The sequence below is a fragment of the Chitinophaga vietnamensis genome (genome assembly GCF_902167635.1).
Lineage (GTDB): Bacteria > Bacteroidota > Bacteroidia > Chitinophagales > Chitinophagaceae > Chitinophaga > Chitinophaga vietnamensis.
The window spans coordinates 141,831-166,802 of the sequence record NZ_CABHMS010000004.1; the positions used below are offsets into that span (position 1 = coordinate 141,831).

Here is a 24,972-nt window from a genome sequence, read left to right on the forward strand (position 1 = left end):
ATAAAAATGGAAGATACCCGGATGGTGAAAACTGTCCGGGTTTTTTATATCTTGCAGCAGCTAGCTGATAAAAAGTCCTGTAACTGTTACCGTAATTACCATTTTTTTAAACGAGCGCAATCTACTTGGTTATGACAAGAACATCTTCCTTGTTGCTTTTACTATGTGTGATATTGTTTGCATGCGGGAAAAAAGAGCCAGTGACAATGAATGCCGATAAGTTATTCATGGCGGTTACGGTGAGTGATACCCTGGCGCTGAAAGCGGCCATTCTTCGTGGGGAGCCTATAGATGCGCAGGATGCCCTGGGCCGCACGCCCTTGATGGTGGCTACTTACAAGAACCAGGTAACAATTGCCGGCATCCTGATACGGGCTGGCGCCAATGTGAATACGCAGGACCATAGTTTGAACTCTCCCTTTCTGTATGCCGCTGCAAACGGCTTTACTGATATTGTGAAGCTGTGTTTGAAAACAGCAGATTACAAAGTGCTGAACCGCTATGGCAGCACAGCGTTGATCCCCGCCTGTGAGAAAGCGTACCTGCCTGTGGTGCGGCTGTTGTTAGCCGATAAAAAATTCCCGGTGGATCATATCAATAAACTGGGCTGGACAGCCTTGCTGGAGGCCATTATCCTGGGGCGGGGCGCCAGCCCGCATCAGCAGGTAGTGAGCTTGTTGATCGCTGCGCATGCCGATGTGAACCTGCCGGATAAAGATGGCGTGCGGCCTTTACAGCATGCGAGGCAGCGTAATTATAAAGAGATTGGCGCGATGTTAGAGAAGGCGGGCGCCAGATAATATTTACAATTTCTCTTCGTGTAGCTTTTTAAAATCCCTGATGGCTTGCTCCATTGCCTTTTTGCGGAGCAGGTAACTTTTGAGATCCCATTTTTCTTTTTCCTTATTGAGATTTGTGAGTGCGCTGGTGAGGGCATGGTATTCCTGCCGGAGGCGGAATGTTTCCGATGCCTGGAATGCGGCCACTGACGGGCTTTCGCGGATCACTTGCAGGGAGTAGCCCTTGGCTGTCCAGTGCTGGAAGTCGTGATCCAGCAGTTGGAGGTCGTTGGTAAAGAGGGCGCCATAGCCTGTGATATAAACTGCGGGGTTTCCGGTATTGAGCAAGATGGCCTGTCCGCCGCCATCATCGCCGATGCTGATATATCCAGGGAGATATTTTTGTACTTCGTATAGCTGGTTCCTTTCTACCAGGTCGTTCATGCCATAGAGCATGAGCTCATCGCCGAAGGCGCTGGTTTCCCGCAACTGTTGTTGTTGCAGGAAACCAGCGTAGGCGGCGGGCAAGGCGAGGCCCAATGCTTTTTCTATTTGCTGTTGAGATGATCCAGCCATTGTTGCGCAAATTCGTTGTTCGGATCCAGTTGGAGCAGACGTTCGAAGGCGGTTTTGGCGTTATCTATCTGGTCCATATGTACGAAGAGGATGGCCCTGTTGAGATGTACATAGGGATTGGTAGGCGCTTGTGCGAGGGCTTCGTCATAAACAGCGAGGGCAGGTTCATACTGCTGTTGCAGCATGAGGATGGAGCCTTTGTTCATGAGCAGGTTAGGCTCGCCGGGGGCCAGTTCCAGGCCTTTGTCGGCATATTCCAATGCCTTCGCGAGCTTGTTCAGCACCCCTTGATAGGTGTCGTTGTTGAAGCCATTATCTTCCATGAACTGGATGCCATGCGTAGAGCTTTCGAGGAGGGCCACTACCTGTTGAGCGTACCAGGTGCTGCTTTTCTCTACATTTTCTTTGAAGGGGATGGCTTCCAGGTCTATTTCAGCTTCCGGTGCGGCGCTTTGCTGCATGAGGTCTTTGGCGGGAGCATACCACCAGGTGCAGAACTTGCCGAGTTCGCCGCCCACGGGGATATCATCGATGGGTGGGAGGCCTTCTTCAGGGATAGCTTCATTGGCCACTACGATATCGAGGATGGCTTCGAGCGCTTTATAGTGGACAGGCATGCCTTCCTGTTCCGCCATCATCACGATATAGGGTAGCAGGAGGTACCAGAGGCCGATGGTATCCTTATTTTTTTGTTCGCCGGCGGCTTCGGTAACAATGAGCGCTACTTCGAAGACGTTAATATCTTCGGGCGCTTTGGCGTCAGGGCCAGAGAGGGCGCCATTGGCTACAAGTGTTTCCCATAGCGGAGATCCGGCATCGCAATAGAGGATATATTGTTGGGTATTGTGATCGAAATTGGCATATCCGGCAACCGGATTATTTTCCTCATCCCAATCATGCTCCGGCTTCGTATATATAAAGGAGAACTTTTTGGTAGCGGCCAGGCGATCGAAAAAAGCCTGGTGTTGCTGATAGGCCGGATGGGCGTTGAGGGGGAAGGTATAAACGAACCTTTCCTTGATGAGGATGTCCATCACCCGGAAGTGCGTAAACCCTGTGTCGAAGCTGCTTTGCAGCCGGTAGAGGTTAAAGAAGAGGCTTCTTTTATCCAGTTGTTCGTCCTGGCTATTATCCAGTGAGTAAACGGAGAGCTCAATGAGAGACTCTATCTCGTGCATCGCCATAAATACTATGCTATTAAGTTACGGGCGCAAATTTAAGGTGATTTGAGGAGGTGGAGTGGTTATTTATAAGTATTAAAGTTTTTGTCTATGTCAGAATTTCCACGATTAACGGGTTCGCAGGTGGCATTGCTTAAAGCGGATGCATTTACAGGACACTGTCTGGATCAGCATTTCAACCTGATGATCGGGGGCAAGGACCAGGAGCCGTACACGGTTTTCGAAGATTATGAGGCGGCGTATGGTTATGTGCAGCGTTGCCGTTTGGAGCGGCCATCATTGGAGTATACGATCTTTGCCGCAGGTGAGGAGGTGGTGGCTTTCTTCAATCCGTTTGATGATGATAGTGAGCAGTAGGGTGGGCGTGAATTTTTTTTAGCTCCTGTTTTGCATGCTGTCAATGCAGCGGACCGTGCGTTGCTGGAGAGACAGGCAGTGCTGTTTTCTTTGGCGATGGCGTGGGTGCTGGGCTGTTAAACCTTTCCGGCATATGCTGTTTGCGTTGCCTTCTTACACTTAACTTATAGACGTGAGCGTGTTGTGATCTCTCGTCATTTCTGTTGCTTATGTTATGAGCTTAGTACTTTACCGCTGTAGCGTTATTAGTATTAGACTCCCTATCTACATTTGTTAATCACTCGTTAACCGTTGGTTAATCATCTTATTCTAGCTACCTGTTCAATGGCACACGTCCTCCTCCCCATATATTTGTATTATCAATATAACCATTAAGCAGTTATCATTTTTGAATTAGGAAAATGTTGCTGCATCAGTCTTTTTCCAAGTTATAACCATGGGTTCTTCTTTCTTTAATAGTCAACGCCCGTTAAGGTTTCCGGTTGCAAGGCCGGGAGCCGGCGGGTAGTTTGCAGTGGCTGCTTCCAGTGGGTGGGAAGCAGTTTTTTTGATTTGGATTTTTTAGTGTTCATATGGGGTGCTTGTCTAAGCAACCCCTTTGTTTTTTTATAAGGGGGCTTTGTAGGTTATTTTCGTGTATGCTTTATTGTTATTGTATGCTTACGTGAGAAGAGCGGCTACCATGCAGCGTTGCGGGCGAGAATAGCTTTGTTAATCGGTTGTTAATCCGCTTGTGCTGGTTGTAGTTGATGAGCGCTCTTTCTAGGCTTCAGGAGACTGTAGGATCTTATAAGTATGGTGGAGTTGGAGATCTGGCTATCTGTAGTTTGATGAAAACTTTTTACCGGCCTCAAGAAGTTGTTGTAATCTCACCTTGGTAATAATAATGAGTTCAATGTATGGTTACATTGGAAGCAGTGTGGCTGCCATGAGGCATTTCAGGCGAGGAAGGGTTTGTTAATCGGTTGTTAATCTGCTTGTGCTGGGTGTAGTTGATGAGTAATATTTGAAGGCTTTCTATGGCAGCGGCCGCACCTCGGGCTTTAAATGAGAAGGGCTTTGTTAATAAGGCTGCATTCGTTTAATGAGGCTAAATTCTTTTTGCAGTTTCTGACAATACCAAGCTGCGAGTTTTCTCTAGCAAAATGATCCATGTCAATATGGCCAGGGTATATTTGAAAGGAGGAACGGAGTTCCAAGAGAAAAATAATAAGATCGATAAGAAAAATATCTTTTTGAGAAGCGAATTTTATTTTATCCCTTTTGCAACAAGCTATACAAATTAATTCGATCATACTGATCATTTTTTACTCATTATTTTTGTGAACATTTTCCTGTAACTATGAATGGTGGCTGATTTTACGACAAGGTAAACCGGGTTGTAATTTTATTTTAATTGATGTTAACTGTTTGTTAATCCAAATTTCAAGAAATGATCCCGGACACATAAGCTGTCTCCATAAAATAAATTTGTCAAAGAAGTTTTGCCAAAATGGACAAAATTTCTTCAATGAACAAACAGGGAATTGATTACACTTTTATTCTTCAGATTGAACGATAACAATCGGAGATATGATTGCGCAACGAAAGTATCCAGGCTTTGATTAACCAGACGAACGCCGAGATTACCCACCCTATTACACAATAACTCTTCATTATCGAAAAACTCTACATTCATGCGAGCAAAATCGTGTGTTGCCGGAGGCTTGTGCCGGCCGATATTGATCATACTATTTTTAATTACGGCATTAGACGCCTTCTGTTTAAGCCCTAAGTCATATATAGCCCCAAAGGGAGATGAACCTGATACCAGTATTGTCATCCCCAAATTAACTGGTAAAGTGACCGATTCTTCAGGCATGCCGTTGCCCGGTGTAACCGTAATGGTGAAAGGTACTAAGAAAGGTGCCAGCACCGATGGTAACGGCATGTTTACCTTGAAGGATGTGAAGCAAGGGAGTTGGCTGGAAGTGAGTTCGGTAGGGTATGAGAGTAGGGATGCCAGAGTGATTGGTAATAAGATAGCCGTACATTTGAATATGGTGACGAAAGATTTGGAAGAAGTGCATATTGTTTCGACGGGATATCAGAAGTTGCCAAAAGAACGGGCGACTGGGTCGTTTGCGTTTGTGGATAATAAACAGTTTAATCAGAGGATAAGTTCAGATATTTTGAGTAGGTTGGAGGGGAATGTGGCAGGGTTGGTGTTTAATAAAGGAACGGTAGGTGCAGACGGAAAATTGAATAACATAAGTATTAGAGGACATAGTACTTTGTTCGCAGTTGATCAGCCATTGATTGTGGTTGATAATTTTCCTTATGAAGGCGACTTGAATAGAATTAACCCCAATGACGTAGAATCTGTAACTGTATTAAAAGATGCTGCGGCAGCTTCCGTTTGGGGAGTAAGATCTGGGAACGGTGTAATTGTAATTACAACAAAGAAAGGAAAGAGATCACAAAAGTTGACAACAACATTTAATTCAAATGTTACTATTTCAGGTAAACCTAATCTTTTTTATAGCCATAATTTTCTGGCGTCATCAGATTATATTGGTATTGAAAAAAACCTTTTCAATATGGGCTATTATGACAATATGTTGAATAGCTTTTCAACTATTGTTTCTCCTGTGGTGAAAATTTTATCGGACGCGAGATCTGGAAAAATTTCTTCTAATGAGGCAGATGAGAAGATTTCTCAATTAAGCCATATAGATAGTCGGCAAGAGTATACAAAATATCTTTATCAGAAGGCTATAACTCAGGCCTATGCTATAAGCATAAATGGAGGCGGAGCGAATAGCGACTACTATTTGTCTTTAGGGTATGACCGGAATAGAGCGACCACAGTTGGAGACAGAGATAACCGAGTTACCATTAATTCCACATATAATTTTTATCCAACGAATAATTTGCAAATTGGAGCTGGAATAAACTACGTTCAAACAATAAACTATCCCAACTCTTCTGCAGGCAGGACAATACCGAACTATCCATATACTAAACTGGTTGATGAGAAAGGTAACCCAATAGAGATCCCCGTTGATCTAACTTCTATGTATAAAGATAGCATGACTAATCTAGGTTTTTTGAATTGGAAGTATATTCCTTTGGCAGAAATTAAAATGGCAGACAATAGAGTGAGAAGTAGTGCCACTCGACTCAGCTTTCGAATGAAATATGATATCTTTCCTTCACTAGATGCCGAAATAAATTATCTATATGAGAATAGTGGAATTCAAACAAACAATTATTATAGTCAAGCAACCTATCATACAAGGAATTTAATTAATTTATATACACAAATTAACCAGGATGGTAGTTTGTCTTATCCAATACCAATTGGTGGAATTAACGAGGAAGGAACTTTGACACTATTATCTCATCAAGTAAGAGGACAACTTAACTATAATAAAAAATGGAGAGAGCATAGAGTATCAGCACTCACTGGACTTGAAATTAGACACAACAATGTTACTCAAAATACGAGTACCGCTTACGGGTTTGACAAAAGTACTCTTAATAATATTCCTACCATTGATTTTAGTACCTTTTTCCCTTTGAATCCATTTGGATCCGCTAGAATCCCCAATAATATAGCATACTCCAGTAATATTGATAATTACGTATCTTATTTTGCAAATGCCGCTTATACTTATAAAGAGACATACACCGTTTCAGCAAGTTTTAGAACCGATAAGTCTAATTTGTTCGGCGTTGAAACAAACCAAAAAGCAGTACCGTTATATTCAGCAGGGGCAGCATGGAATTTGAGCCGCGAAAATTTTTATCATGTGAAATGGCTTCCGTATTTGAAGATTAGAGCAACTTACGGTTATACTGCAAATATTAATAAGAATGCAGCAGCAGTTGTGACAACGCTTCAAGGGACAGGTTCGCCATTTTTGGGATTGCCTTTCGAAAGAATCAATAATCCCGGAAATCCGCAGCTACGTTGGGAAAGAAATCGTATGATTAATTTGGCAATTGACTATGGTTTAATGAATGGAGCAATTGTTGGAAGTTTTGAATATTATTTAAAGAAAAGTAGTGATGTGTTTGGCCAGGCTCAATTAGCGCCTTCAACCGGGGTAAGCGCATTCTTTGGCAATACTTCAGGTACTGAAGGGCATGGAGCTGAATTTCAGCTTGTAAGTAAGAATATTAATAAAAAGAACTTCAGATGGACAACTGACGTCAAAGCCAGTTATTCTATTGATAAGGTGACCAATTATGATCTCAAGTCGTCAGTGTTGGATTTCCTTATTTATGGCTCTGGTAACGGGGGGGGGATTATTCCTCATGTGGGATATCCAATGTTTGCCATGTATAGCTTTAAATTTGGTGGACTTACTCACGATGGTGGGGATCCACAAGGTTATTTAAATGGTAAGCTTAGCACTGATTATCAGAGTATTTTGAATGGAGCGACTGTGGATAGCTTGATTTACAATGGCCCGTCCAGACCTACCAAAGTAATTACTCTTGGGAATACATTTACCTATAAACAGTTTACTTTATCGTTTAGATTTTTGTTTAATCTCAACTACTATTTTAGAAGAACATCCATAAGTGACGTGTCTTCCATTACGGGTGGGACAGGAAATGTTGATTACTATAAAAGATGGCAACACCCCGGCGATGAATTGACAACTAATGTTCCATCTTTCAAATATCCTCCGATAAATACCGACAGAATGCTTTTTTATAACTATTCGTCGGCTCTTATTGAAAAAGGTGATAATATAAGAGTGATGGATATAAACTTGAGCTATGAAGTTGATTCTCGTAGACTAAGAAGGTTGCCTGTTTCCAATCTTATTTTTACCTGTTATCTGAATAATATTGGAATTATATGGAGAGCGAATAAAAGTAAAATAGATCCAGATATTTATTCTGATGGACAGCAAATACCGGTGCCAAGAAGTATTGCGTTTGGTGCCCGAGTAACCTTTTAAATAATATTAGAAATTTTTTTATGACAAGAAGAAGTATATATTACTTTACATTTTTACTTATTGTACTGGGAAGCGTTACCTGTAAGAAACAAGATGAGTTTCTTGCAGAAAAGCCAACTGCTGCTCTTGCGGAAATAACGAGTTTGAGTGATATCCAAAAATTGTTAAATAATGAGTCATTGTTTAATGATGGTAATGTTCCTGATTTGCCAGAAGTGTCAAGTGATGAGTATTACGTAACATATGCTGGCTGGATTGAAAGGGTTTATACTGAGCAGGCAGCATACCTTTGGGAGAAAAAGGTTTATTCAGCCGGGGAAAATGTGCGAGATTGGTATAATCCATATACACAGATATACTATGCCAACACTATTCTTGATAGACTGCCGGATATTAAGATTGATGCTGGAGAAAAGCAAATGGTGGATAGACTGAAAGGAACAGCACTTTTCTTCAGGGCGTTTGCATATTTTAATCTTTTACAAGTGTTTGCCGCACCATACGATTCAACAACAGCACAGCGTGATCTCGGAGTGCCGCTGAGATTGATTTCTGATTTTAATGTAAGGGTAGGTAGGAATACGCAAGAAGAATGCTATAATCAGATTTTTCAGGACCTTTCTGATGCATACCAACTATTGCCTGAGAGGCCAATTCAATTAACTCAACCAGGCAAGCTCACAGTAAACGCATTGTTGGCGAGAATTTACAATTGTCTTGGGAAATATGAAATGGCACTGAGCTTTGCCAATAAAACACTTGAAAAAAATGGTATACTCGTTGATTACAATCAATTGACCAATACCGATTATTTTTTTATCACATCTCCAGATAGGTTCTTACAAGAAGATATTTTTCACTGTACTATGCATTTCTATGGCATGTACTCCTTCTCAACAGGAATTGTTGATTCCACGTTATATAGTATGTTTGAAGATAATGATTTAAGAAAGGGGCTTTTTTTTATGAATTATGCTGATGGCTTGCGTTTTAAAGGCTCATATGAGTATGTTAATTTTGGATATTGTTTCTCTGGTCTTGCAACGGATGAAATATACTTGATAAGAGCAGAATCATACGCACGACGTGGCGATATACAGAACGCTATGAAAGATATGAATACACTGCTTGTTAAAAGATATAAAGCAGGAACATTTGTGCCATTGAACGCGTCTTCGGTCGATGATGCATTACGGAAAGTTTTGAATGAAAGAAGAAAGGAGTTGTGTTATAGAGGGCTTAGATGGCTAGACTTACGACGGTTGAATAAAGATACTCGATTTGCTGTAACGTTGAAAAGAGTATTAAATGGAGTGAATTACGTTTTACCTCCCAATGATGTTCGATACACATTTCCGATTCCTGATCGGGAATTGGCACTGAATAATATTCCACAGAACCCAAGATAGTTTCAGCCCAAGAAATATTGAATAATAAATATGTTGTATATGAAAGTGTTAATAGACTGGAGAAGTATATTTGATGACATCATCAATCACTCTTATTGGGAAGAAATAAGTTGCTTTTGCCATATATCTGTGTCAGTATTTTTCTTATTTTTTTGTTCTACTCCTGTTTGCTTTGCCCAAAGCAGGACGGCTACAATAATTGAAAGTAGAGATAGTGTGCTAAGAAATGGGGAAAATGTTAGTTTGACTATCTCAGCGAAAATATTAGGTGCATATGGAAATGAGCAAGTAAATAGAGGTTTTCAATTAGATACTGTTTATAATCAGCCAATACATAATCACTCCTTTAAATTTGTGATTGATAGTATCAAGGATCCAATTGATGTTACTCTTCAATATATTGATTTTAAAGATAGGAAATTTACTATTGGCCAAACATTCATTGTGAGACCAGGAGATTCTGTAAACATGTCTTGGAACGGAAATAGCTTTGTTTTTTCTGGAAGAGGATCTTCTAGATATAATTGCCTGCATGAGCTGAGTATTCTGTCTGATAGTGCGCCGCAATTGTGGAGTACTAAGGCAATACCATCTAATTTTGACTACTATTTCACTCTGGTAGATTCCTTTGCTGAGGCAAGTTTGCAGCTTGTTGATAAATATAAGACAGAACTGAATAGCGATGACTACTGGCTTCTAAGGGCTAAGGTGATAATTGGTTGCCAGACAGCTAAGTATTATTTTGTGAATGACGGTACACCGAATTTTGTTATAAGCAAATTGAATGATGCAAAGATTATTGCATTGAAAAGATATGGAGTGAATCCGATATGGAATGATGGAGTTAGGAATGATTTCATAGGCAATCCCGTTATATCGCACTACCTAGAATTTCTTGACTTCTTGATTGCGGAACATAACTATAAATCGATTTATGAGTTACACAAACCGGAGGATTTATCGAAGGCATATAGTTATTTCGTTCAGATGTTAAATGGCCCAGTTAGAGAGTGGGCTATCTATAGATTGATTAATAAATTTCCATTAGATGTTTCATCTGGATTATGCATTAAAGATGCTTTGGATAAAGGATATATCAAGAATACTTCAATAAAGGAACGCATGCTTTATTTGCTTAAAAATTTTGTACCGGGAGCTACTGCCTACAACTTTTCGTTGAAAGATGTAGCTTCAAATACTGTTCGCCTTTCTGATTTGAAAGGCAATGTTGTTTTAATCGATTTTTGGTATATTGGATGTGGTGGATGTATAAGTATTCATCCATACTTAGATAGTATTCGAAACCAGTTAAAAGACGAAAAATTTAAATTAGTTAGTATTTGCCTTAGTGTCAATGATGATGGAAATACGCGAAAGAAATGGATTAATGCAATTAAAGAAGATAAATATACCTCTCCTCAGAATCTAAATTTAAATGCTCCGGGCAAGTATAAAAGATATCATGAAGTAGCCAGTCGCTATGAAATACTAGGATGCCCCTCTATCTTTTTAATTGATAAGGAAGGTCGATTTATTCAAAATCCTTTACGCCCAGAAATAGATCAGGGAAAAGAACTGATGACTCTTATAAAGAAAAATCTTTGATTGCACAATGAGATTTATTACTCATATGCTGTCGGACTGGGTGATAAATATCTTACATATGGATGACCTTTTATTTTTTCCGATGGGAATATTTTCGAGTATATACTGTTCAGATCTCTAATTGGAATTGTTGTGCTTATTGTGCAAGCAGAGTTTCTAGTGCAAAATATACTAGTGATAGGTGCGGAAGGCCTCATATTCGTATAGAAAAAAGTATTATTTCGTACCAGCGTGTAAACAACTTGCCTATGGTTGCCGCCACTGTATCGTGCGCATATAGACAAACTAAAATTAGTTGCTCCCCAAAGTAGTATTGTTAGAGACGCTCTCATCGTTGAATGAGATTAAAAGAGGTTTAAAGTTAAGTTGTTTTTTAACTTGAATAGCTTATTACTGGTAAACTGTTGGTGGAGGTGTAGTTGTAAGATATCGAACATATCCTGGGCTGTTTAAATGTTCCACAGGGAAGCTAGTCTTATAGCCTGTATTTAAATCTAGTATACTTATAGTAGTGGAAATTGTACATATGCCTTTGAGCGATGCAAGGCAGGTAAGGGGTAAATTTATATGTATAGTTGTGTACACAAAATTCCCACTGACTAATTTAGTATAGACAATTAATGAAGGTGTTGAATGCCTATTGTATCTTGGTGGAATAGCGGCACCTATTCCAATAGCTGATGCAATAAAACAAACGATAAAATGTATCTTTTTCATATACTTTTTATTAGATGGAGTAAAGCTCTATTCATATTATATGTGGACGTTCGAATATGATTGACGGTAAGTACTATGTCGAGGAATATTTGATACGAGATATGCGAAAAGGACCTCTGAAAATGATAGACCGGCTAGCGTTAATCTATAACTGTATTTGAAGTAGACGAACCGTAATCTTCCTGAAATATTTAGCTTGGATCGGATGATATGTAAATATTAATTGAAGTTGTAATCCCCCACAAGCTTATTTTCATTTTCTTTTAATGAATTTAATATTGTAGAACTTAACGAAGAGGATATGTTATTAGGTGGCTGACCAAGTCAGCCACCTAACGGACTAATTATGAGATCTGTTCTTATTGGAACAGTGTGGGCAATTGACCCGGTGTGTAGTTCAAGTAAGTCACGTGAGGTGAAGTTCCTTGAGCTGGGAAAGTCGCATTGTACGGAGCGGCATTCAAAGTCGCAATTGGAATAGTTGTGGTGATAGTGCACACTGCGTTTTTGGTAAAGGTCTGGCAGCTCTTAGGCAGAGGCTTAACTGAAGTGTAAGAGAAAGTAACTGTACCAGAACCTTTCTGTGCATAAACAACAGGGGCAGCATTGCTGCTAGCTTTAGGAGCTAATGCAAATGCGGTACCAACACCGGCGATAGCAGCTACGGCCATCAGACTCATTTGTACTTTTTTCATAGTTTTAAATATTGAAATGATTAACAATTGATCAGATTTTTACGGGACCTGATGTTAAACCCGTTTGCGCAAAATTTTTTTGTGTATTTGGATCACGTCAATGAACAGTTAGTTTTGTATTAAGAGAGCTGCCAATTTTAGCAAGATTTTTATGTTAGTGTTAAACTTGAGGAATGCTTATTGTTTAGCAATTTTTTTTCAGCGATTATACCACTGACAGCAATTAATAGGAAAGTAGAATTGAAAGCAAAGTGTTGAGGCCATGTGAACTGCGAAATTACTCCTCCGCAAGCACAAGGGGTATATGGAAGTAAATTAGCAATTCCTAGTCCTACATAAACGGTAAAAGCGAGCATTACAACAGACGCTCCGTAGAAGCCCCAAAGCCTTGATCTCGAAAATATTAATGCTATAGAAATAAATATCTCAACAATAGGCACAGACCATTGCAAGAATGTTTTTGACCAATTAGGAACTGGTTGCATCTCCATTGCGTGAGTAAAACCAGGCCAGTCAAAGACCTTGCTGAAAGCAGCGTACATAAACATCAAAATCAATGATGTTGAAAGTACTGTTAGGAGAATTTCTCTTTTCATAATGAAATATTTACTTAAATAAAGGATAGGATAATAACTCCCAATTGATGTATCGTAAAAGAAAATGCAAAATTCCTGAATGTCCAGTCATCAGATCGGCGGATGGCAAATTTGTGTTATCTGTTATCCATATGGCAGTGTCATTACTCTCTGGTACTGAGATATGTAAAAGAAATTGAGCTATCCATTCTGCACGGTCTTTAAAACTGGGGTATTTAAGTGCATTGGCAGCATGGATATATACTTCTCCCAAACCTGCAACCCCCCTTTCTATCCCTAGATAAGGACTATTGATCTGGGCTGGGTGATTTTGTAAGGCGGAAATAACTAATTTCTTGTATTGTATGTTTTGTGTGATGCTGTAAGCTTCAATAAAAGGTATTATAATACCAGTGACACCATATTCCAGCCATGGATCAATATCTGTATTTCCATCGAAGTATCCCCAGGACTTATTGCCATTAATTTCTATAGCATGGCTTTCCAAGAATTCAAGCCCTTTCATTGCGGAATGAAGTATTTCCAGCTTCCCTACAGCTTGATAGGCTTTTAGCATGAAGTAGATGATACCTGCAATGCCGTGGGAGAAACTATATAACTTCAGCAAATTTTCTCCTGTAGAAATTACCCAGGAGCCATCTTTCTCCTGTCGTTTTATTAATTCTTCGACTATTTGGTTTAGTAGCGGTTCATAGAACCGATCAAGTATTTTACGGCACTGAAGAACCACCAATCCTTGTCCGGCAAGCCCTTCACTAATACCCAGTTTGTCGGGTAACGTCAATAACCCATTTTTTATCAGATCAAGAATTTCATCAGCCGGTTCCAGCCATCCTATTTCAATGCCCCTTTTTAGTAATAGACTGTTGCCAGCAGTACCGAAATAAAGCCCCTGGGTGGTTGGGTAATCTGGTGAAAGCAACACATTTACCAGATGGCCGAAGTTTTTATTTATTGCCTCTCCACATTGATCGATAGGTTGACCTAATCGAGCTGCATCGACTAGTACATCCACAACTCCGCCTATGCCGGTATGAAGTCCCAAATAGTTCGTTGTTTCGATCAGCTCATTTGTAAGTACTTGGTCACTATTTATGGATTTTGATATCCAAAGTCCATTTTCTGACGTGAGTTTTGCGCCAGTTAACGCTTTATAACCTTTGTTTAGGCAATCCTGTATATCTGTTTTACTACTGAGGAACATCAGCGGTTTCGGCGTGTCGTTGATCTGTGATCCATAATTTTCAAGAAAATCTATCAGCTTTGATACGTTGGGTCTGTTGTTTGGGTTATGATCCAGACAAGCGCAGATAATATCTGCTAATACTTCATCCTGGATTAGAAACCGTAAGTTACGTCGCAGCACCTCCGGGTATGCTGGATTGAATAATTTTGGTGACAAGCAGGTGAAGGCCCTGATCATAATACCTCCTAATCCGTAGACATCCTGCATAGTATCTGGTATGTCTACCCGCATCTGTTCTGGCGACATATATCCGGGTGTACCTAAAGTAAAGGGGGGAAGCGGTTTTTCAGATCGCAAGTTGTACATAAGCTCCAAGTCTATGCAATTTATTTTACCGCTTTCGGTTACCAGGAAGTTTCTTGGACTCAGATCTCTGTGCACGAAACCTCTTTGGTGTAGCCTTTTTATAATATGAAACAGTTCTAATAATAAACCCAGTAAATGTTTGCGTGCATCCATACTGAGATTGAACCACATTTTACCTTGGTAAGTAGCGTCAATTAAATCGCTTAATGGAATCCCGTCCATCATCTGCATTACAAAGTAAAGATTGTCATCTTCCTCAAAAAGATCTATCGCTTGAGGGACGAAGAAATCATTTTCTAGCTGTTTATGTAACTCATACTGCCAGCGAAGCCGATCGCGTACATCTCTTCCATGATCATCTGAAGAGACGTGGTGTTTACCTTCCTTAAGGATGAAATATGAATTCTTCCTGAATTTCAGTGGATTCGTTACAATTGCTACAATGCCTTTTGCATCGTTTTTTAACAATGATGTGATCTGATACTTGCCATTATAGCATGTTTTTTCTTTAATTTCTGTATATTTCTTGATGTTGCTGAAAGGCCATTGGAGGTCATTTGCCAATGTGAATGGTATCGGCTTTTCATCCTTTACCAAGTTGCCGGTAGCATCATAAATAAAGGATTCTAATGCTCCGTTGTTATCCTTGAACTGCATTGGATTTATACCACCGTATCGGGTATATATAATTCCTCCGAGATGATAGTCTGTTGGGATGGCTGGTCCACTGAAGTTGCGGGTAAGGTCGATCAAAAGCATTGCTACGCGTGCAGCTTCCTCGTCAGAGGAAGGATATACCGTAATTATTTTACCCAATAATTGATGGCCAAGATGCCCTCCCAATATAGCTATCGCTATTTCTTCCGTTGCAGGTATTTTAAAGGCAATATTTTCTTTGATCAGTAGCGGACATATCCGCTCTAATAGAGTAATAATTTGAGTTGGTATAACAGACAAATGTAATAGCCATCCTTGTAAGATGTTGCTAACACCCACTTGCAGATAGTGGCCAATAGGCACGAAAGGTATACCGTTTGCTTCCAACCAGCTATCGTACCGTGGACGTTTGGTTATTATAGTTGCTGCTTCTGTCATTTTGTTATTTATGCTTATATCTTGCTCAGATGTGGTTTAATATGCTGTACCGCTTCTTCAGTGAAGGATTGCGGACTATTTTGGATCAACTGTTTTAATTCAATCTGCAATGGCCTTGCCTCACTTATTCTGCCGGAATGTAGGCAAGCAGAATAATGATAGAACAATAGCTGCCACTCATAAACAGATGCCCTTAATTCCGATATATCAACATCTTTCGGCTTTTTTTGATGATAATTCTTATAAGCAAAAGAACTGTATAGATATGCCGTTTGCCATGTTTGCTTTTCAATATAATGCTCTATAATAGGGCAAAATGGTTCACCTCTTCGCCGGTCTATCGCATGGGCTTTGAGCAGATCCTGCTGGATGTCAGACCATCTCTCGCCACATCGGATCTTATTATCTGCAATACGCTCTTTGAGTTTATACTTTTCATCTCTCTCAAGGTTATCTATGTTTAGTGCTTTCTGATAAGTTTCACGTGCCAGCAGCAATAAATCCATTTTCTGCTGGTTGGAGGTACTATGCATTGCAGCTGCACTATAACTTTGCCCTACATAATATATCCATCTGTACTCAGGGTTGCCTTGATCAATAAATGTTTTGAGCTTTTCTGCGTAGTTTAGAAATTTTTGGGTCAGGTCTCCCTGCCAGGAAGCGCCTTTTTTTTCATAGATGACCTGAATATTGTATATAATTGCTTCCTGTATTGTAGGGTCATTGTGTGCGATATATTCATGTACCACCCCTTTCCAGTAGAAAGGTTTTGATAAGCGAAAGAATAGTTGTTTAGTAAAATTTATATCTTCTGAGACAGTGGATACGTAGTAGATATCTTGGTTAATTTGATCTCTTTTGAAAGAAGCAGATATCTCTATTTGCTCGTCGCAGTCGATCCAAAACCCCCAGCTTTGCTCCAAATCCCATCCTGCTGCGTTAGTGGTTTCTTTCAGCATTTCTAATGCGTAGTTACGAGAACTACCAAAGTCATCAAAGGGTCGTTCGAAAACGTAGGTTGGTATATTATGCCGTATGCCGAAATTTTGAATAACTTCAATAGTATCGTCTGTTGACCCAGTGTCTAATGCCACAATGAGATCTGTCAATGGAAGTGCCGAAGTTAACATCCTTTCTATAATATGACTTTCATTCTTACAAATGAAGTTTAATGCGAATCTTTTCATAATTCTATGCTTTCGGTATGGCAATAATGTTGGGTACTCCCCCTTTGTTTTGAATCAATGCAAGCTGATAGTTCCTGAACCTTTCTAAATCATCTGCTGTGAACCATTCTTGATGATTAACCGTATATCTCATCAACATTTCGTATGCTTTCCTTGCTTCATCTTTTTTGCGCAAGGTCAGGCAAAGTGGAAGATGAAACTCCAGGATTTTCCAATGATAGAAAGCTGTATCTATGAACCATTTCCGGGTATCAACAGGTGGTTTCCCCTGTAGTTGAGCCATAAAGTAAGAGCTATATATATAAGCGATCCGCCATTCGTGCATGGCATAATACATTTGAATGATGTTACGTATAGCCTCTCCACGTGCAGTATCCAGCTCGAGTGTGGCGAGATATATCTGTTCTACTTCGGGCCAAGGAGTATCTAATTGCTGAAGAAGCTCCCCTGTTTGCCATTTGGCAAAGTACTGCAGGTCTCTTTCACCTTTTTGTGAAGACAGAAAATCATTGAATGCAGTAAGCGCTTGATCTGTATGATATCGTTGTATGGCGACATTTTCTTGCCCGATGGCTAACTGCTGGTGGAAATAACCAGTTAGAAACGGGATTACATAGTCATGTTTTTTGCCAATCCTGTGTTCATTATCTCTGAGCGTTTCAAGGAACTTCTGATAATGCTCAGATCTATTGCTACCCACACCGACTTGGGAAGAAAAGAAATCTTCAACATAATCTGGTCCGGCAGTGACGTGCTTCGCAAAATCGTAGTATATATTTTTTTTGAAAAACATAGTCATACATTTAATTCCATAGCTCCAGCGCCCTTCGGTGTATGCTCCTTTGCTTTTTCATCTTCATTACTGAACTGTATAGCATAGTCAACGAGTAAGAGCCCAAATGTTAAGAACAGGATCATCGGAAATATCTGGTACCTGAACACAATAGGGGAAGCCAGGATGCTGAACAAACAGTTTGTCAACAACAAGATGCCGATCAACAGCAACCCACTTCTGAAAGAAGTACTAGTCCTTTTTAGTTGTCCACTAAAAAAGAGCCATAGTAACGCGGCAATAAGCATTAACTGTAATAGCATGAATAGCGGTGATTCCAATATCAGCAAACTACCTTGCAATGAGGAGGAAAGGAATCTTATCTGTAAGCTGCTATAACCAAACCATTGTGCTGCTATGGGACTGACCACGTCTTTACCGAGGTTGTAAACTTCCATTTTTTCCAAAGGTGGCACAAGATAGTTGGCCGCATTAGGAAGAAGATAATATCTCAAGAACGCAATCGGATGCTTCTTTATTAGTGCTGTACCGAACTTAGAAAACATAGGAGATACCTTTCCCCAGGCCTTCACATCCGACGCCAAGGTATCGGTAGACCAGTACGCGTACAAGGCTTGTTTCAGTGGAGCGTTTGAATGTTTAATAAAGTAAGCGCCTTTGGCAGGTGTTACGTTTATTGTTTCAAAGCCTAGTGTATCAAAGAACTGCTTGGTTTGTCTTGCCAGCTGTTGCGTTTCTATCGGCAAGTCTTTGTCATTTACCTGTATATGTGGATACATATACATGGCGTTGTTTGCGATCTGCCAGCCGCTGAAAACTGAAAACTGCTTGGTGCCTGTTATTTCCTGTGATTTGTACTCTGTATAATTGATAAATGAATAGATCAATATCAACGGCAACCCTATTCCTATTACTTTGAGGGTTAGGCTACGACGTGAGATGATAAATGCCAGTGCCGTGATGAATGGATAGTAGATCGCATTATACCTCACCGTGAACGCTATCGTGATCACCAGCGTATGCGTAATTATCTGGTACGGCGATGGCCGGTGGATGATCCACAGCAGCTGCACCAGCCACCACATACTCAATCCGAGGAACAGCGCGTCACTGGATATATAATTACTCAGGTAGAGGAAGAGCGGATTAAAAAACAGGAAGATGAAGATAATGATCGCTGTTCTTCTTACCGGTGAGTAGAAGTATAGTACTGTAAAGAAAAAGTAGAGTGATGTCAGTTCTACGAACAGGTACTGAAAGGCTACCACTGCGGTGTCGGAATGCGTGATAACGTGAAACAGTGCCAGGAACTTCGAGTAGCCGATAGGCCATATATTCACATCACGGCCTGTTGCTGCTGCATATATATAACTATAGGAGTCGCTAAAATAATCTGCAAACGGATACAGGATTTTGAATATTACCAATTGTATGATAATGCCAGCCAATGCGATGCCAAGATAGGTCCTGTTCTGTTTTTCTTTCAAGATAAATGACAAGAAATTACTTTCCTGCGTGCGATCGGTAAGGTAGTTCATTGATGTCCTGATTAAAGTTAAATACTGCCGGAGCACAGGATGCCCGCCACGCATGCCAGCAAGGCAAATCATCGCTGTTGTTGATTAAACATTTTTGTTTTAGCTGTAAAACGTTGTGTAGTACGCCAGCTTGTCAAAGCCGGATTATGGGATTGCTAAAATTGCCCGCATAGATTTACTTTTAATTCAAGGGTTTACTCTAAAGTTTTTCAAATGACTCATTGAGGTAATGAGCGCCTGGTATATGTTGTGGCTGTTCTTCCGAACTACCGGTCAACTGGTTATTTTGTTCCGATCTGGTTTTTGAAACGATTTCCGTTTCTCAACCGTCATGTTATAAAATTGCTATTATTTTCAGAAAGATTTCTACAGTATTTCAAATTTGTTTCTATAATTTTTCGTCACGCGCTATTCTTTCTTCTATAATCTAACGGCGTAAATCCAAAGTGCTTCTTGAATACAATGCCAAAGTAATTCGGATTAGTGAATCCTACATTATTACTTACATCTTTCACTGAAACCGCCGTTGTAGACAGCAGATTGGCGGCTTCCTGCAAACGGCATCCAACTATATAATTAAGCGGCGAGTGTCCTATCACTTTTTTGAATGTACGTTCAAAGGTGGTGATGTTCATGCCCGCCTGCTGACTCAATTGTGGAATGGTCAGTTGCTGATGAAAATTCTTCCGGATGAAAGCAGCGGTACTGAGCATAATACTTTCGGTGTTTTTATCTTCAACAGGTAACTGTGTGCAGTGATGGCTGAAATACAGCAGCACAAGATCTGTGATACGCGCATGAAAGAAGAATTTCCTGCCAGGGCCCGGAGATTGGCACTGCTGCATGCGTTGCAGCACATCAGCAGCGGCGGCATCTAATGGAAAGGTGGGCAGGGCTTGTGCGGTAGCTGCTTTTCCCTGCAAGCGCTTGTAAGCCTGGTGGAACCAGGGATGCAGCTCTGTAAATTCGGCGATATAATTGGGTGAAAAAGAGATGTACATCAATTGGTAGATGCCGGGTTCCAATGTAAGCAGGTTACTCACCTGTGGCGGCATATAATAAAAGGTGCAGGTACCAGCGCTTTGTGTGTGTACTTCATGTGCGCGCAAACGAAAGGTAAAATCACCTTGCGTTACACAGCACAGGATGGCGGCGGGCTGCCGGATGCTAGCCTGTAAGGTCACACGTTGGGTGATGTGATATTGCTGCCAGTTGATCAGCCACTCCCGGCTGCTCAGCTCCTGGCTGAAGTAATGGCCGAAAGGCCCTTCGGTAAAGGTGATCGCGGCTTCAGGTATCCGCAGATGATCATATGTGGATGGCAGCTCGTTCATGATGCGGACGAGCGCCTCCATACTGGCCTGCACTGTGAAAGTAATAGCGGCCGGCGACTGTAAAGTAACCATCTTGATATCTATCGTTTTAAGTGCCCCGGCGCTGCGCTAATTCGTATAAGTAATGTTGTGTCTGTTGCGCCGGCTATAGGGTTCGGTTATTTGAGATAGTGCAGCATGCCTACGGTTGCATGAAACACCATATAGCAATTTAAATCAAGCTATTGCGATGTCACAGCAGTAGGCATGAAAAAAGGCATCCCCGCGAGGATGCCTTTTTAGAATCGTCAGCTGAAAAGAACTATTTCAGCAATTTATTCTTCACATACGTGTAACTCTCTTTGATGCTCTCGAAAGGATCCTTGGTGATCCTGTCCTGCTCTACATAGAGATACTTTACGCCAGCTTCTTTGGCTTTGGCGAATATCTCGCGGAAGTTGATGCTGCCGGTACCTACTTCGGCAAAGGTAACGCCGGAGAGCAGCTCCATGGAAGTTTTGTTTTCAGTGCCGGCGGCGGTAAGGCTGCCGGTGTTATTCTTGTCCATATCTTTTACATGCCAGGCGAAGAAGCGGCCGGGGGCTTCTGCAAAGAGTTTCAGCGGATCCTGTCCGGATTTTTCTGCCCAGAAGAGATCCAGCTCGAAGGATACCAGCGCGGGGTTGGTTTCTTTGAGCAGGATGTCATAGCCGGTGCCGCCAGTATCTGTGAGTGGCTTGAACTCCCAATAGTGGTTATGGTAGGCGATTTTAAGATTAGATTTCTTACACAGCTCGCCGGCCTTGTTGAGTTGTGCAGCCATGAACTTGTAATCGTCCGAGGTCACTTTTTTATCCCAGAGCGGCAGGGGCAGTACAGGCACTACCAGGTAGCGCTGACCGAGTTCTGCGGCGATATCGATCTGTGCTTTGAGGGCTTCATCGTTGCCGTTGCCAGGCAGCAGGTAGTCGTTAAGCATGTAGTGGCCGCTGGGCGTGCTCAGGTGATGCTGTTGCAGCAAGGCTTTCAGCTGTTTGGTGGAGAGGCCCCAGAAGGTGCCTTTATCACCGGGGCCTTTGTAGCCGCCGTAAGTTTCGACTTCGCTGTAGCCGATCTTGGCCACTTTGGCGATGGCGCCTTTCGGGTCTTTGTCGAGCTGGTCACGGAGGGTATACAGCTGTATGCCGATCTTTTTAGGCAGCGCACCTGGTGCTGCGAACAGGCCGCGGGGCAGCATCATGGCGGCTGTTGCCAGGCCTGCTGTCTGAAGGAAGGAACGTCTGGAAGTGTGCATTGTAATGAATGTTTTTAACGTGGATTAAAACCGGCCATGAATATAAGTTATTTTGACATTTTATAGAGATGAAAACAGTGACTGCATTCCTGTTGCTGCCGTTTCGGGTTATATTCATTACTCATACTTATCCTAAATTCTACCCGAAATGAATTTTTTTCCCCGGCGCCGCCGACGTACAGAAGAGCGTAAGAAGAAATCAAAGTTAAGAGAATGGGTAGAGGCGGTGATATTTGCCGTGGTGGGCGCTACCTTGCTGCGCACATTTATCTTTGAGGCTTTCGTGATCCCGTCTCCCTCTATGGAAAAGACCTTGCTGGTGAATGATTTTCTTTTTGTGAACAAACTGGCCTATGGCCCGCGTATGCCCAATACCCCGCTGGCGCTGCCTTTTACGCTGCATACCCTGCCATTTTCCAAAACGAGGAAGTCCTATTCTACAGCGGTGCAGTGGCCTTATAAACGGCTGCCGGGCTTCGGTGATATTCAACGCAATGACGTGATTGTATTCAACTATCCCTGTGGTGATACAGTGTTGAAGAGTGTTAGCGGTGACGATATGGATTATTATAGCACGGTACGGTCGTTAGGGTATGGGCAGATTAAAAAAGATTATCCACCGGTTATGTGGCGGCCGGTGGATAAAAGAGAAAACTGGATCAAGCGCTGTATCGGTATGCCAGGCGATTCTTTGCAGATTATAAATGGTAATATTTACATAAATAAGACAGCACTAATATTTCCTAATGAGTCGGAGCAGCCATATCAAGTTATGATGTCTAACAGATGTCGTGATTTGAGCAGTAAATGGTTACAAAATCTTGATATTATTGAAAAAGTTTCAATAAATACGGATTCCACTATCTATATCATTAATCTTGTCCCGTCTGCGGTAAACAAGCTTAGGAAAATGAACGCGATTGTTTATCCTGACATTAGATCGGCGCAGGTGGCCATGCCCGGCATCTTCCCTTTCGAATACCAACACTATCCCTGGAACGAAGACAACATGGGACCTCTCTACATCCCTGCCAAAGGCGCCACTGTCAAGCTGGACAGCCTCTCATTACCTTTCTATAAACGGATCATCGCTACCTATGAAAAGAACAAGTTAGCCGTCATTAACGGCAAGATATACATCAACAACCAACCCGCCACCACCTACACCTTCAAAATGAACTACTACTGGATGATGGGCGACAACCGCCACAATTCAGAAGACTCCCGCTACTGGGGCTACGTGCCTGAAGATCATATCGTTGGCAAAGCATCACTTATCTGGCTCAGTGTAGGAAACCGCAAGATCCGGTGGAGCCGTATGTTCCGACTGATAAAATAAAAAGGACCGGCCTGCGTGCCGGTCCTGGAGCGGTTATTGAGGGTCAGTTATCAGTAACAATTATTTTGTTAACGCCATACTTTCTTTTACGCTACCAAGCAATTTGTCCAGTGCATTTCTGTCGAGTACTTTTCCTTTCACCACCAATGCCGCTATCTTCTGTGTGTTGTGGATATCTTCGAGTGGATTGGCTTCCAGCAGCAGGATATCTGCTTTTTTGCCGGCAGCTATTGCGCCATAATTTGTTTGATGGAGGTAAGCCGGTGAGTTGATCACCGATGCCTGCAAAGCCTGCAATGGGCTGAGGCCATACTCCACCATGCGCGCCAGCTCCTGGTGCAGGCCAATACCCGGAAAATCATATGAGTTGAGATAGCCGGCATCCGTGCCTGCCATGATCTTCACGCCGGCCTTTTGCAGTAGAGGCAGGATCGCAGCGGTGCGCTCAAACACTTCATGACGCCAGGCGATGGCGGCGCTATCATCCTGTGCAGCTCTTTTCACCCGCCACTCGTACGTGCGCTGCAATCCTTTGCCGATATACTGAAGATATGGATCATGTGCGTGATCGTCTTTGTCGAGGAAGGCGATCGTATAGCTGATATTCAACGTAGGCGTAATGGCTGTACCGTTTTTCGCCATGAGGCGGTATGTGCTCATTGCGGCGACTGTATCAAAATGGGCGATGATATATTTATTGATATCACGGCCTTTGAGCTCGCCGGCAGCAATGCGGCGGGAGAGGTCCGCTTCATCTTTCACGCCTGCTTTCCAGGCATAGCCAAGATGCTCTACGGAGCTAAGACCTGCATCAGATACCTCTTGCATGGTGAGCGCATAAGGTACATGCCCGGAGATGGCGAAGCCTCTCTTGCGCGCTTCGCGCACCGCTTCGAGATATAGCGCAGGTTTTATGGTATTGTCAGTGATCTTGATGAAATCCACTTTCAGCTTTTGCAGCGAATCCAGCGCCTGCCGCAGTTCCGCTGTGGTGCCTATTTCCAGGTCATTGAGCCAGATGGATTTATAGCCTTCTAGTTTAGGACCGGAAGTGAAGATGGTAGGGCCTTGCAGCTCGCCTTTGTTCACGGCATCGCGCCATTGCAATACAAGCGGACTGATATCCGCCGCGCAATCACGGATGGTGGTGATGCCATGGGCCAGGTACAGGGATAAAAAGCTTTTGTTCTCTTCTGCAAGGGTATCGCCACCGCCGAAATGCATATGCATATCCCAGAGGCCGGGCATCGCATAGCGATTGCCGCCATCGAATATTTGTGCTGCTTTGTAACGGCTCGCCTGCTGGTCATCCATCACCCGGATGATGCTATCATGCCGGATAGCGATCGACTGGTGCGGCGTGATCTTGCCTGTCTTTACATCTATCACCTGTACGGATCTTATGATCAGATTTACCTGTTGTGCAGATCCGCTCATCGTGTATAATGCCGCTGCTGCGCCGAGGATCAGTTTTTTCATCATTGTTGCTTAAAAAGAAAACAGGCGCCGGCCGTTGATACAACGGTGGCGCCTGTCCTGTATGATTGTTTTATTAGTTGTTCATCACTGCGCGGATCTCCACGCTGCCGCCAAGTTCATAGATAGGACATTTTTTGGCGATGGTAGTGGCATCGTCGAGGTCTGCTGCCTTTACCACAAAAAAGGAGCTCACGATATCGTTGTTGGCAACGTACGGGCCCTCTTTCACGGCTTTGTCTTTGCCGCTGATGGTTCTGCCTTCCTGTGCCGGGCGTAATCCTGTTACCAGCTTGCCTTCCTGCGCCAGTCCGCCGATAAAGGCGCCCCAGTGCTGCATATTATCTTTGATGGTAGCGGGATCCGGCTTGGCGTCGGTATTGTACCGGACGATCAGCATGTATTGTTTCAGATCCTTGTTATCTTTTTGCTGGGCAAAAAGACCGGTAGCGGCGAGGGCCAGGAGGGCCGACAGTAATAGCTTTTGCATCATGCGTATATTTTTTTCAGGA

The 24,972-nt window shown here is 42.3% G+C and carries 18 protein-coding genes; 6 read left to right on the forward strand and 12 right to left on the reverse strand.

Annotated elements, in window-relative coordinates; all coding sequences use genetic code 11:
• The first annotated feature begins 131 nt into the window (after positions 1-131).
• Positions 132-800, forward strand: coding sequence for an ankyrin repeat domain-containing protein (locus FPG75_RS11770; protein WP_143307052.1), 669 nt, complete (start codon positions 132-134; stop codon positions 798-800).
• A gap of 3 nt (positions 801-803) precedes the next feature.
• Here FPG75_RS11770 and FPG75_RS11775 read toward each other — a convergent pair whose 3' ends face one another.
• Both FPG75_RS11775 and FPG75_RS11780 read right to left on the reverse strand, forming a co-directional pair.
• A complete protein-coding gene (locus FPG75_RS11775; RefSeq protein WP_143307053.1) occupies positions 804-1,355 on the reverse strand; it encodes an SMI1/KNR4 family protein in 552 nt (183 codons plus the stop codon).
• Entirely contained in the window at positions 1,328-2,539 is a 1,212-nt protein-coding gene (locus FPG75_RS11780) for a tetratricopeptide repeat protein (RefSeq protein WP_143307054.1), read from the reverse strand. The genes FPG75_RS11775 and FPG75_RS11780 overlap by 28 nt, the downstream gene beginning before the upstream one ends.
• 87 nt (positions 2,540-2,626) lie before the next feature.
• Between FPG75_RS11780 and FPG75_RS11785 the strand changes: the two genes are divergently transcribed.
• From FPG75_RS11785 to FPG75_RS11800, 4 genes are all read left to right on the forward strand, one after another.
• Positions 2,627-2,893 (forward strand): hypothetical protein, encoded by a 267-nt coding sequence (locus FPG75_RS11785; protein WP_143307055.1) that lies wholly within the window; start codon positions 2,627-2,629, stop codon positions 2,891-2,893.
• Positions 2,894-4,569: 1,676 nt separating this feature from the next.
• Positions 4,570-7,851: a SusC/RagA family TonB-linked outer membrane protein gene (locus FPG75_RS11790; RefSeq protein WP_143307056.1), complete on the forward strand. Its 3,282-nt coding sequence runs from the start codon at positions 4,570-4,572 to the stop codon at positions 7,849-7,851.
• A 20-nt stretch (positions 7,852-7,871) separates the two neighbouring features.
• On the forward strand, positions 7,872-9,260 hold the full coding sequence (locus FPG75_RS11795; protein WP_143307057.1) for a RagB/SusD family nutrient uptake outer membrane protein: 1,389 nt from the start codon (positions 7,872-7,874) through the stop codon (positions 9,258-9,260).
• Positions 9,261-9,299: 39 nt separating this feature from the next.
• Complete coding sequence (locus tag FPG75_RS11800; protein ID WP_161596766.1) at positions 9,300-10,865, forward strand: peroxiredoxin family protein; 1,566 nt, start codon at positions 9,300-9,302, stop codon at positions 10,863-10,865.
• 1,076 nt (positions 10,866-11,941) lie between these two features.
• Here FPG75_RS11800 and FPG75_RS11805 read toward each other — a convergent pair.
• The 8 genes from FPG75_RS11805 to FPG75_RS11840 form a co-directional block, all read right to left on the reverse strand.
• Entirely contained in the window at positions 11,942-12,277 is a 336-nt protein-coding gene (locus FPG75_RS11805) for a hypothetical protein (RefSeq protein WP_143307059.1), read from the reverse strand.
• A gap of 149 nt (positions 12,278-12,426) precedes the next feature.
• Complete coding sequence (locus FPG75_RS11810) at positions 12,427-12,873, reverse strand: MauE/DoxX family redox-associated membrane protein (protein WP_143307060.1); 447 nt, start codon at positions 12,871-12,873, stop codon at positions 12,427-12,429.
• A 10-nt stretch (positions 12,874-12,883) separates the two neighbouring features.
• Positions 12,884-15,520, reverse strand: coding sequence for a class III lanthionine synthetase LanKC N-terminal domain-containing protein (locus FPG75_RS11815; protein ID WP_143307061.1), 2,637 nt, complete (start codon positions 15,518-15,520; stop codon positions 12,884-12,886).
• Positions 15,521-15,534: 14 nt separating this feature from the next.
• Complete coding sequence (locus tag FPG75_RS11820) at positions 15,535-16,707, reverse strand: glycosyltransferase family protein (RefSeq protein ID WP_143307062.1); 1,173 nt, start codon at positions 16,705-16,707, stop codon at positions 15,535-15,537.
• Positions 16,708-16,711: 4 nt separating this feature from the next.
• Positions 16,712-17,500: a hypothetical protein gene (locus tag FPG75_RS11825; protein ID WP_143307063.1), complete on the reverse strand. Its 789-nt coding sequence runs from the start codon at positions 17,498-17,500 to the stop codon at positions 16,712-16,714.
• Between the two features lie 2 nt (positions 17,501-17,502).
• Positions 17,503-19,038: a hypothetical protein gene (locus tag FPG75_RS11830; RefSeq protein ID WP_143307064.1), complete on the reverse strand. Its 1,536-nt coding sequence runs from the start codon at positions 19,036-19,038 to the stop codon at positions 17,503-17,505.
• Positions 19,039-19,439: 401 nt separating this feature from the next.
• Entirely contained in the window at positions 19,440-20,444 is a 1,005-nt protein-coding gene (locus tag FPG75_RS11835; RefSeq protein WP_143307065.1) for a helix-turn-helix transcriptional regulator, read from the reverse strand.
• A 229-nt stretch (positions 20,445-20,673) separates the two neighbouring features.
• Positions 20,674-21,645, reverse strand: a complete 972-nt coding sequence (locus FPG75_RS11840; protein WP_143307066.1) for a sugar phosphate isomerase/epimerase family protein — start codon at positions 21,643-21,645, stop codon at positions 20,674-20,676.
• Between the two features lie 148 nt (positions 21,646-21,793).
• Here FPG75_RS11840 and lepB point away from each other — a divergent pair, with 148 nt between their 5' ends.
• Positions 21,794-22,984, forward strand: a complete 1,191-nt coding sequence (gene lepB, locus FPG75_RS11845) for a signal peptidase I (RefSeq protein ID WP_143307067.1) — start codon at positions 21,794-21,796, stop codon at positions 22,982-22,984.
• A 60-nt stretch (positions 22,985-23,044) separates the two neighbouring features.
• Here the strand turns inward: lepB and FPG75_RS11850 are convergent, their stop codons facing one another.
• Together FPG75_RS11850 and FPG75_RS11855 are read right to left on the reverse strand one after the other, a co-directional pair.
• The gene (locus FPG75_RS11850) at positions 23,045-24,463 is read right to left on the reverse strand and encodes an amidohydrolase family protein (RefSeq protein WP_143307068.1); all 1,419 of its coding nucleotides are present in this window, start codon (positions 24,461-24,463) and stop codon (positions 23,045-23,047) included.
• Between the two features lie 73 nt (positions 24,464-24,536).
• Complete coding sequence (locus FPG75_RS11855) at positions 24,537-24,950, reverse strand: YciI family protein (RefSeq protein WP_161596767.1); 414 nt, start codon at positions 24,948-24,950, stop codon at positions 24,537-24,539.
• Positions 24,951-24,972: the final 22 nt, after the last annotated feature.

Coding starts and splice junctions, on each gene's coding strand:
- FPG75_RS11840 (WP_143307066.1), bottom strand. CDS start 21,645: ATGCACACTTCCAGACGTTCCTTCCTTCAGACAGCAGGCCTGGCAACA.
- FPG75_RS11830 (WP_143307064.1), bottom strand. CDS start 19,038: ATGAACTACCTTACCGATCGCACGCAGGAAAGTAATTTCTTGTCATTT.
- FPG75_RS11820 (WP_143307062.1), bottom strand. CDS start 16,707: ATGAAAAGATTCGCATTAAACTTCATTTGTAAGAATGAAAGTCATATT.
- lepB (WP_143307067.1), top strand. CDS start 21,794: ATGAATTTTTTTCCCCGGCGCCGCCGACGTACAGAAGAGCGTAAGAAG.
- FPG75_RS11835 (WP_143307065.1), bottom strand. CDS start 20,444: ATGGTTACTTTACAGTCGCCGGCCGCTATTACTTTCACAGTGCAGGCC.
- FPG75_RS11775 (WP_143307053.1), bottom strand. CDS start 1,355: ATGGCTGGATCATCTCAACAGCAAATAGAAAAAGCATTGGGCCTCGCC.
- FPG75_RS11785 (WP_143307055.1), top strand. CDS start 2,627: ATGTCAGAATTTCCACGATTAACGGGTTCGCAGGTGGCATTGCTTAAA.
- FPG75_RS11850 (WP_143307068.1), bottom strand. CDS start 24,463: ATGAAAAAACTGATCCTCGGCGCAGCAGCGGCATTATACACGATGAGC.
- FPG75_RS11780 (WP_143307054.1), bottom strand. CDS start 2,539: ATGGCGATGCACGAGATAGAGTCTCTCATTGAGCTCTCCGTTTACTCA.
- FPG75_RS11815 (WP_143307061.1), bottom strand. CDS start 15,520: ATGACAGAAGCAGCAACTATAATAACCAAACGTCCACGGTACGATAGC.
- FPG75_RS11855 (WP_161596767.1), bottom strand. CDS start 24,950: ATGCAAAAGCTATTACTGTCGGCCCTCCTGGCCCTCGCCGCTACCGGT.
- FPG75_RS11800 (WP_161596766.1), top strand. CDS start 9,300: ATGAAAGTGTTAATAGACTGGAGAAGTATATTTGATGACATCATCAAT.
- FPG75_RS11805 (WP_143307059.1), bottom strand. CDS start 12,277: ATGAAAAAAGTACAAATGAGTCTGATGGCCGTAGCTGCTATCGCCGGT.
- FPG75_RS11790 (WP_143307056.1), top strand. CDS start 4,570: ATGCGAGCAAAATCGTGTGTTGCCGGAGGCTTGTGCCGGCCGATATTG.
- FPG75_RS11810 (WP_143307060.1), bottom strand. CDS start 12,873: ATGAAAAGAGAAATTCTCCTAACAGTACTTTCAACATCATTGATTTTG.
- FPG75_RS11770 (WP_143307052.1), top strand. CDS start 132: ATGACAAGAACATCTTCCTTGTTGCTTTTACTATGTGTGATATTGTTT.
- FPG75_RS11795 (WP_143307057.1), top strand. CDS start 7,872: ATGACAAGAAGAAGTATATATTACTTTACATTTTTACTTATTGTACTG.
- FPG75_RS11825 (WP_143307063.1), bottom strand. CDS start 17,500: ATGTTTTTCAAAAAAAATATATACTACGATTTTGCGAAGCACGTCACT.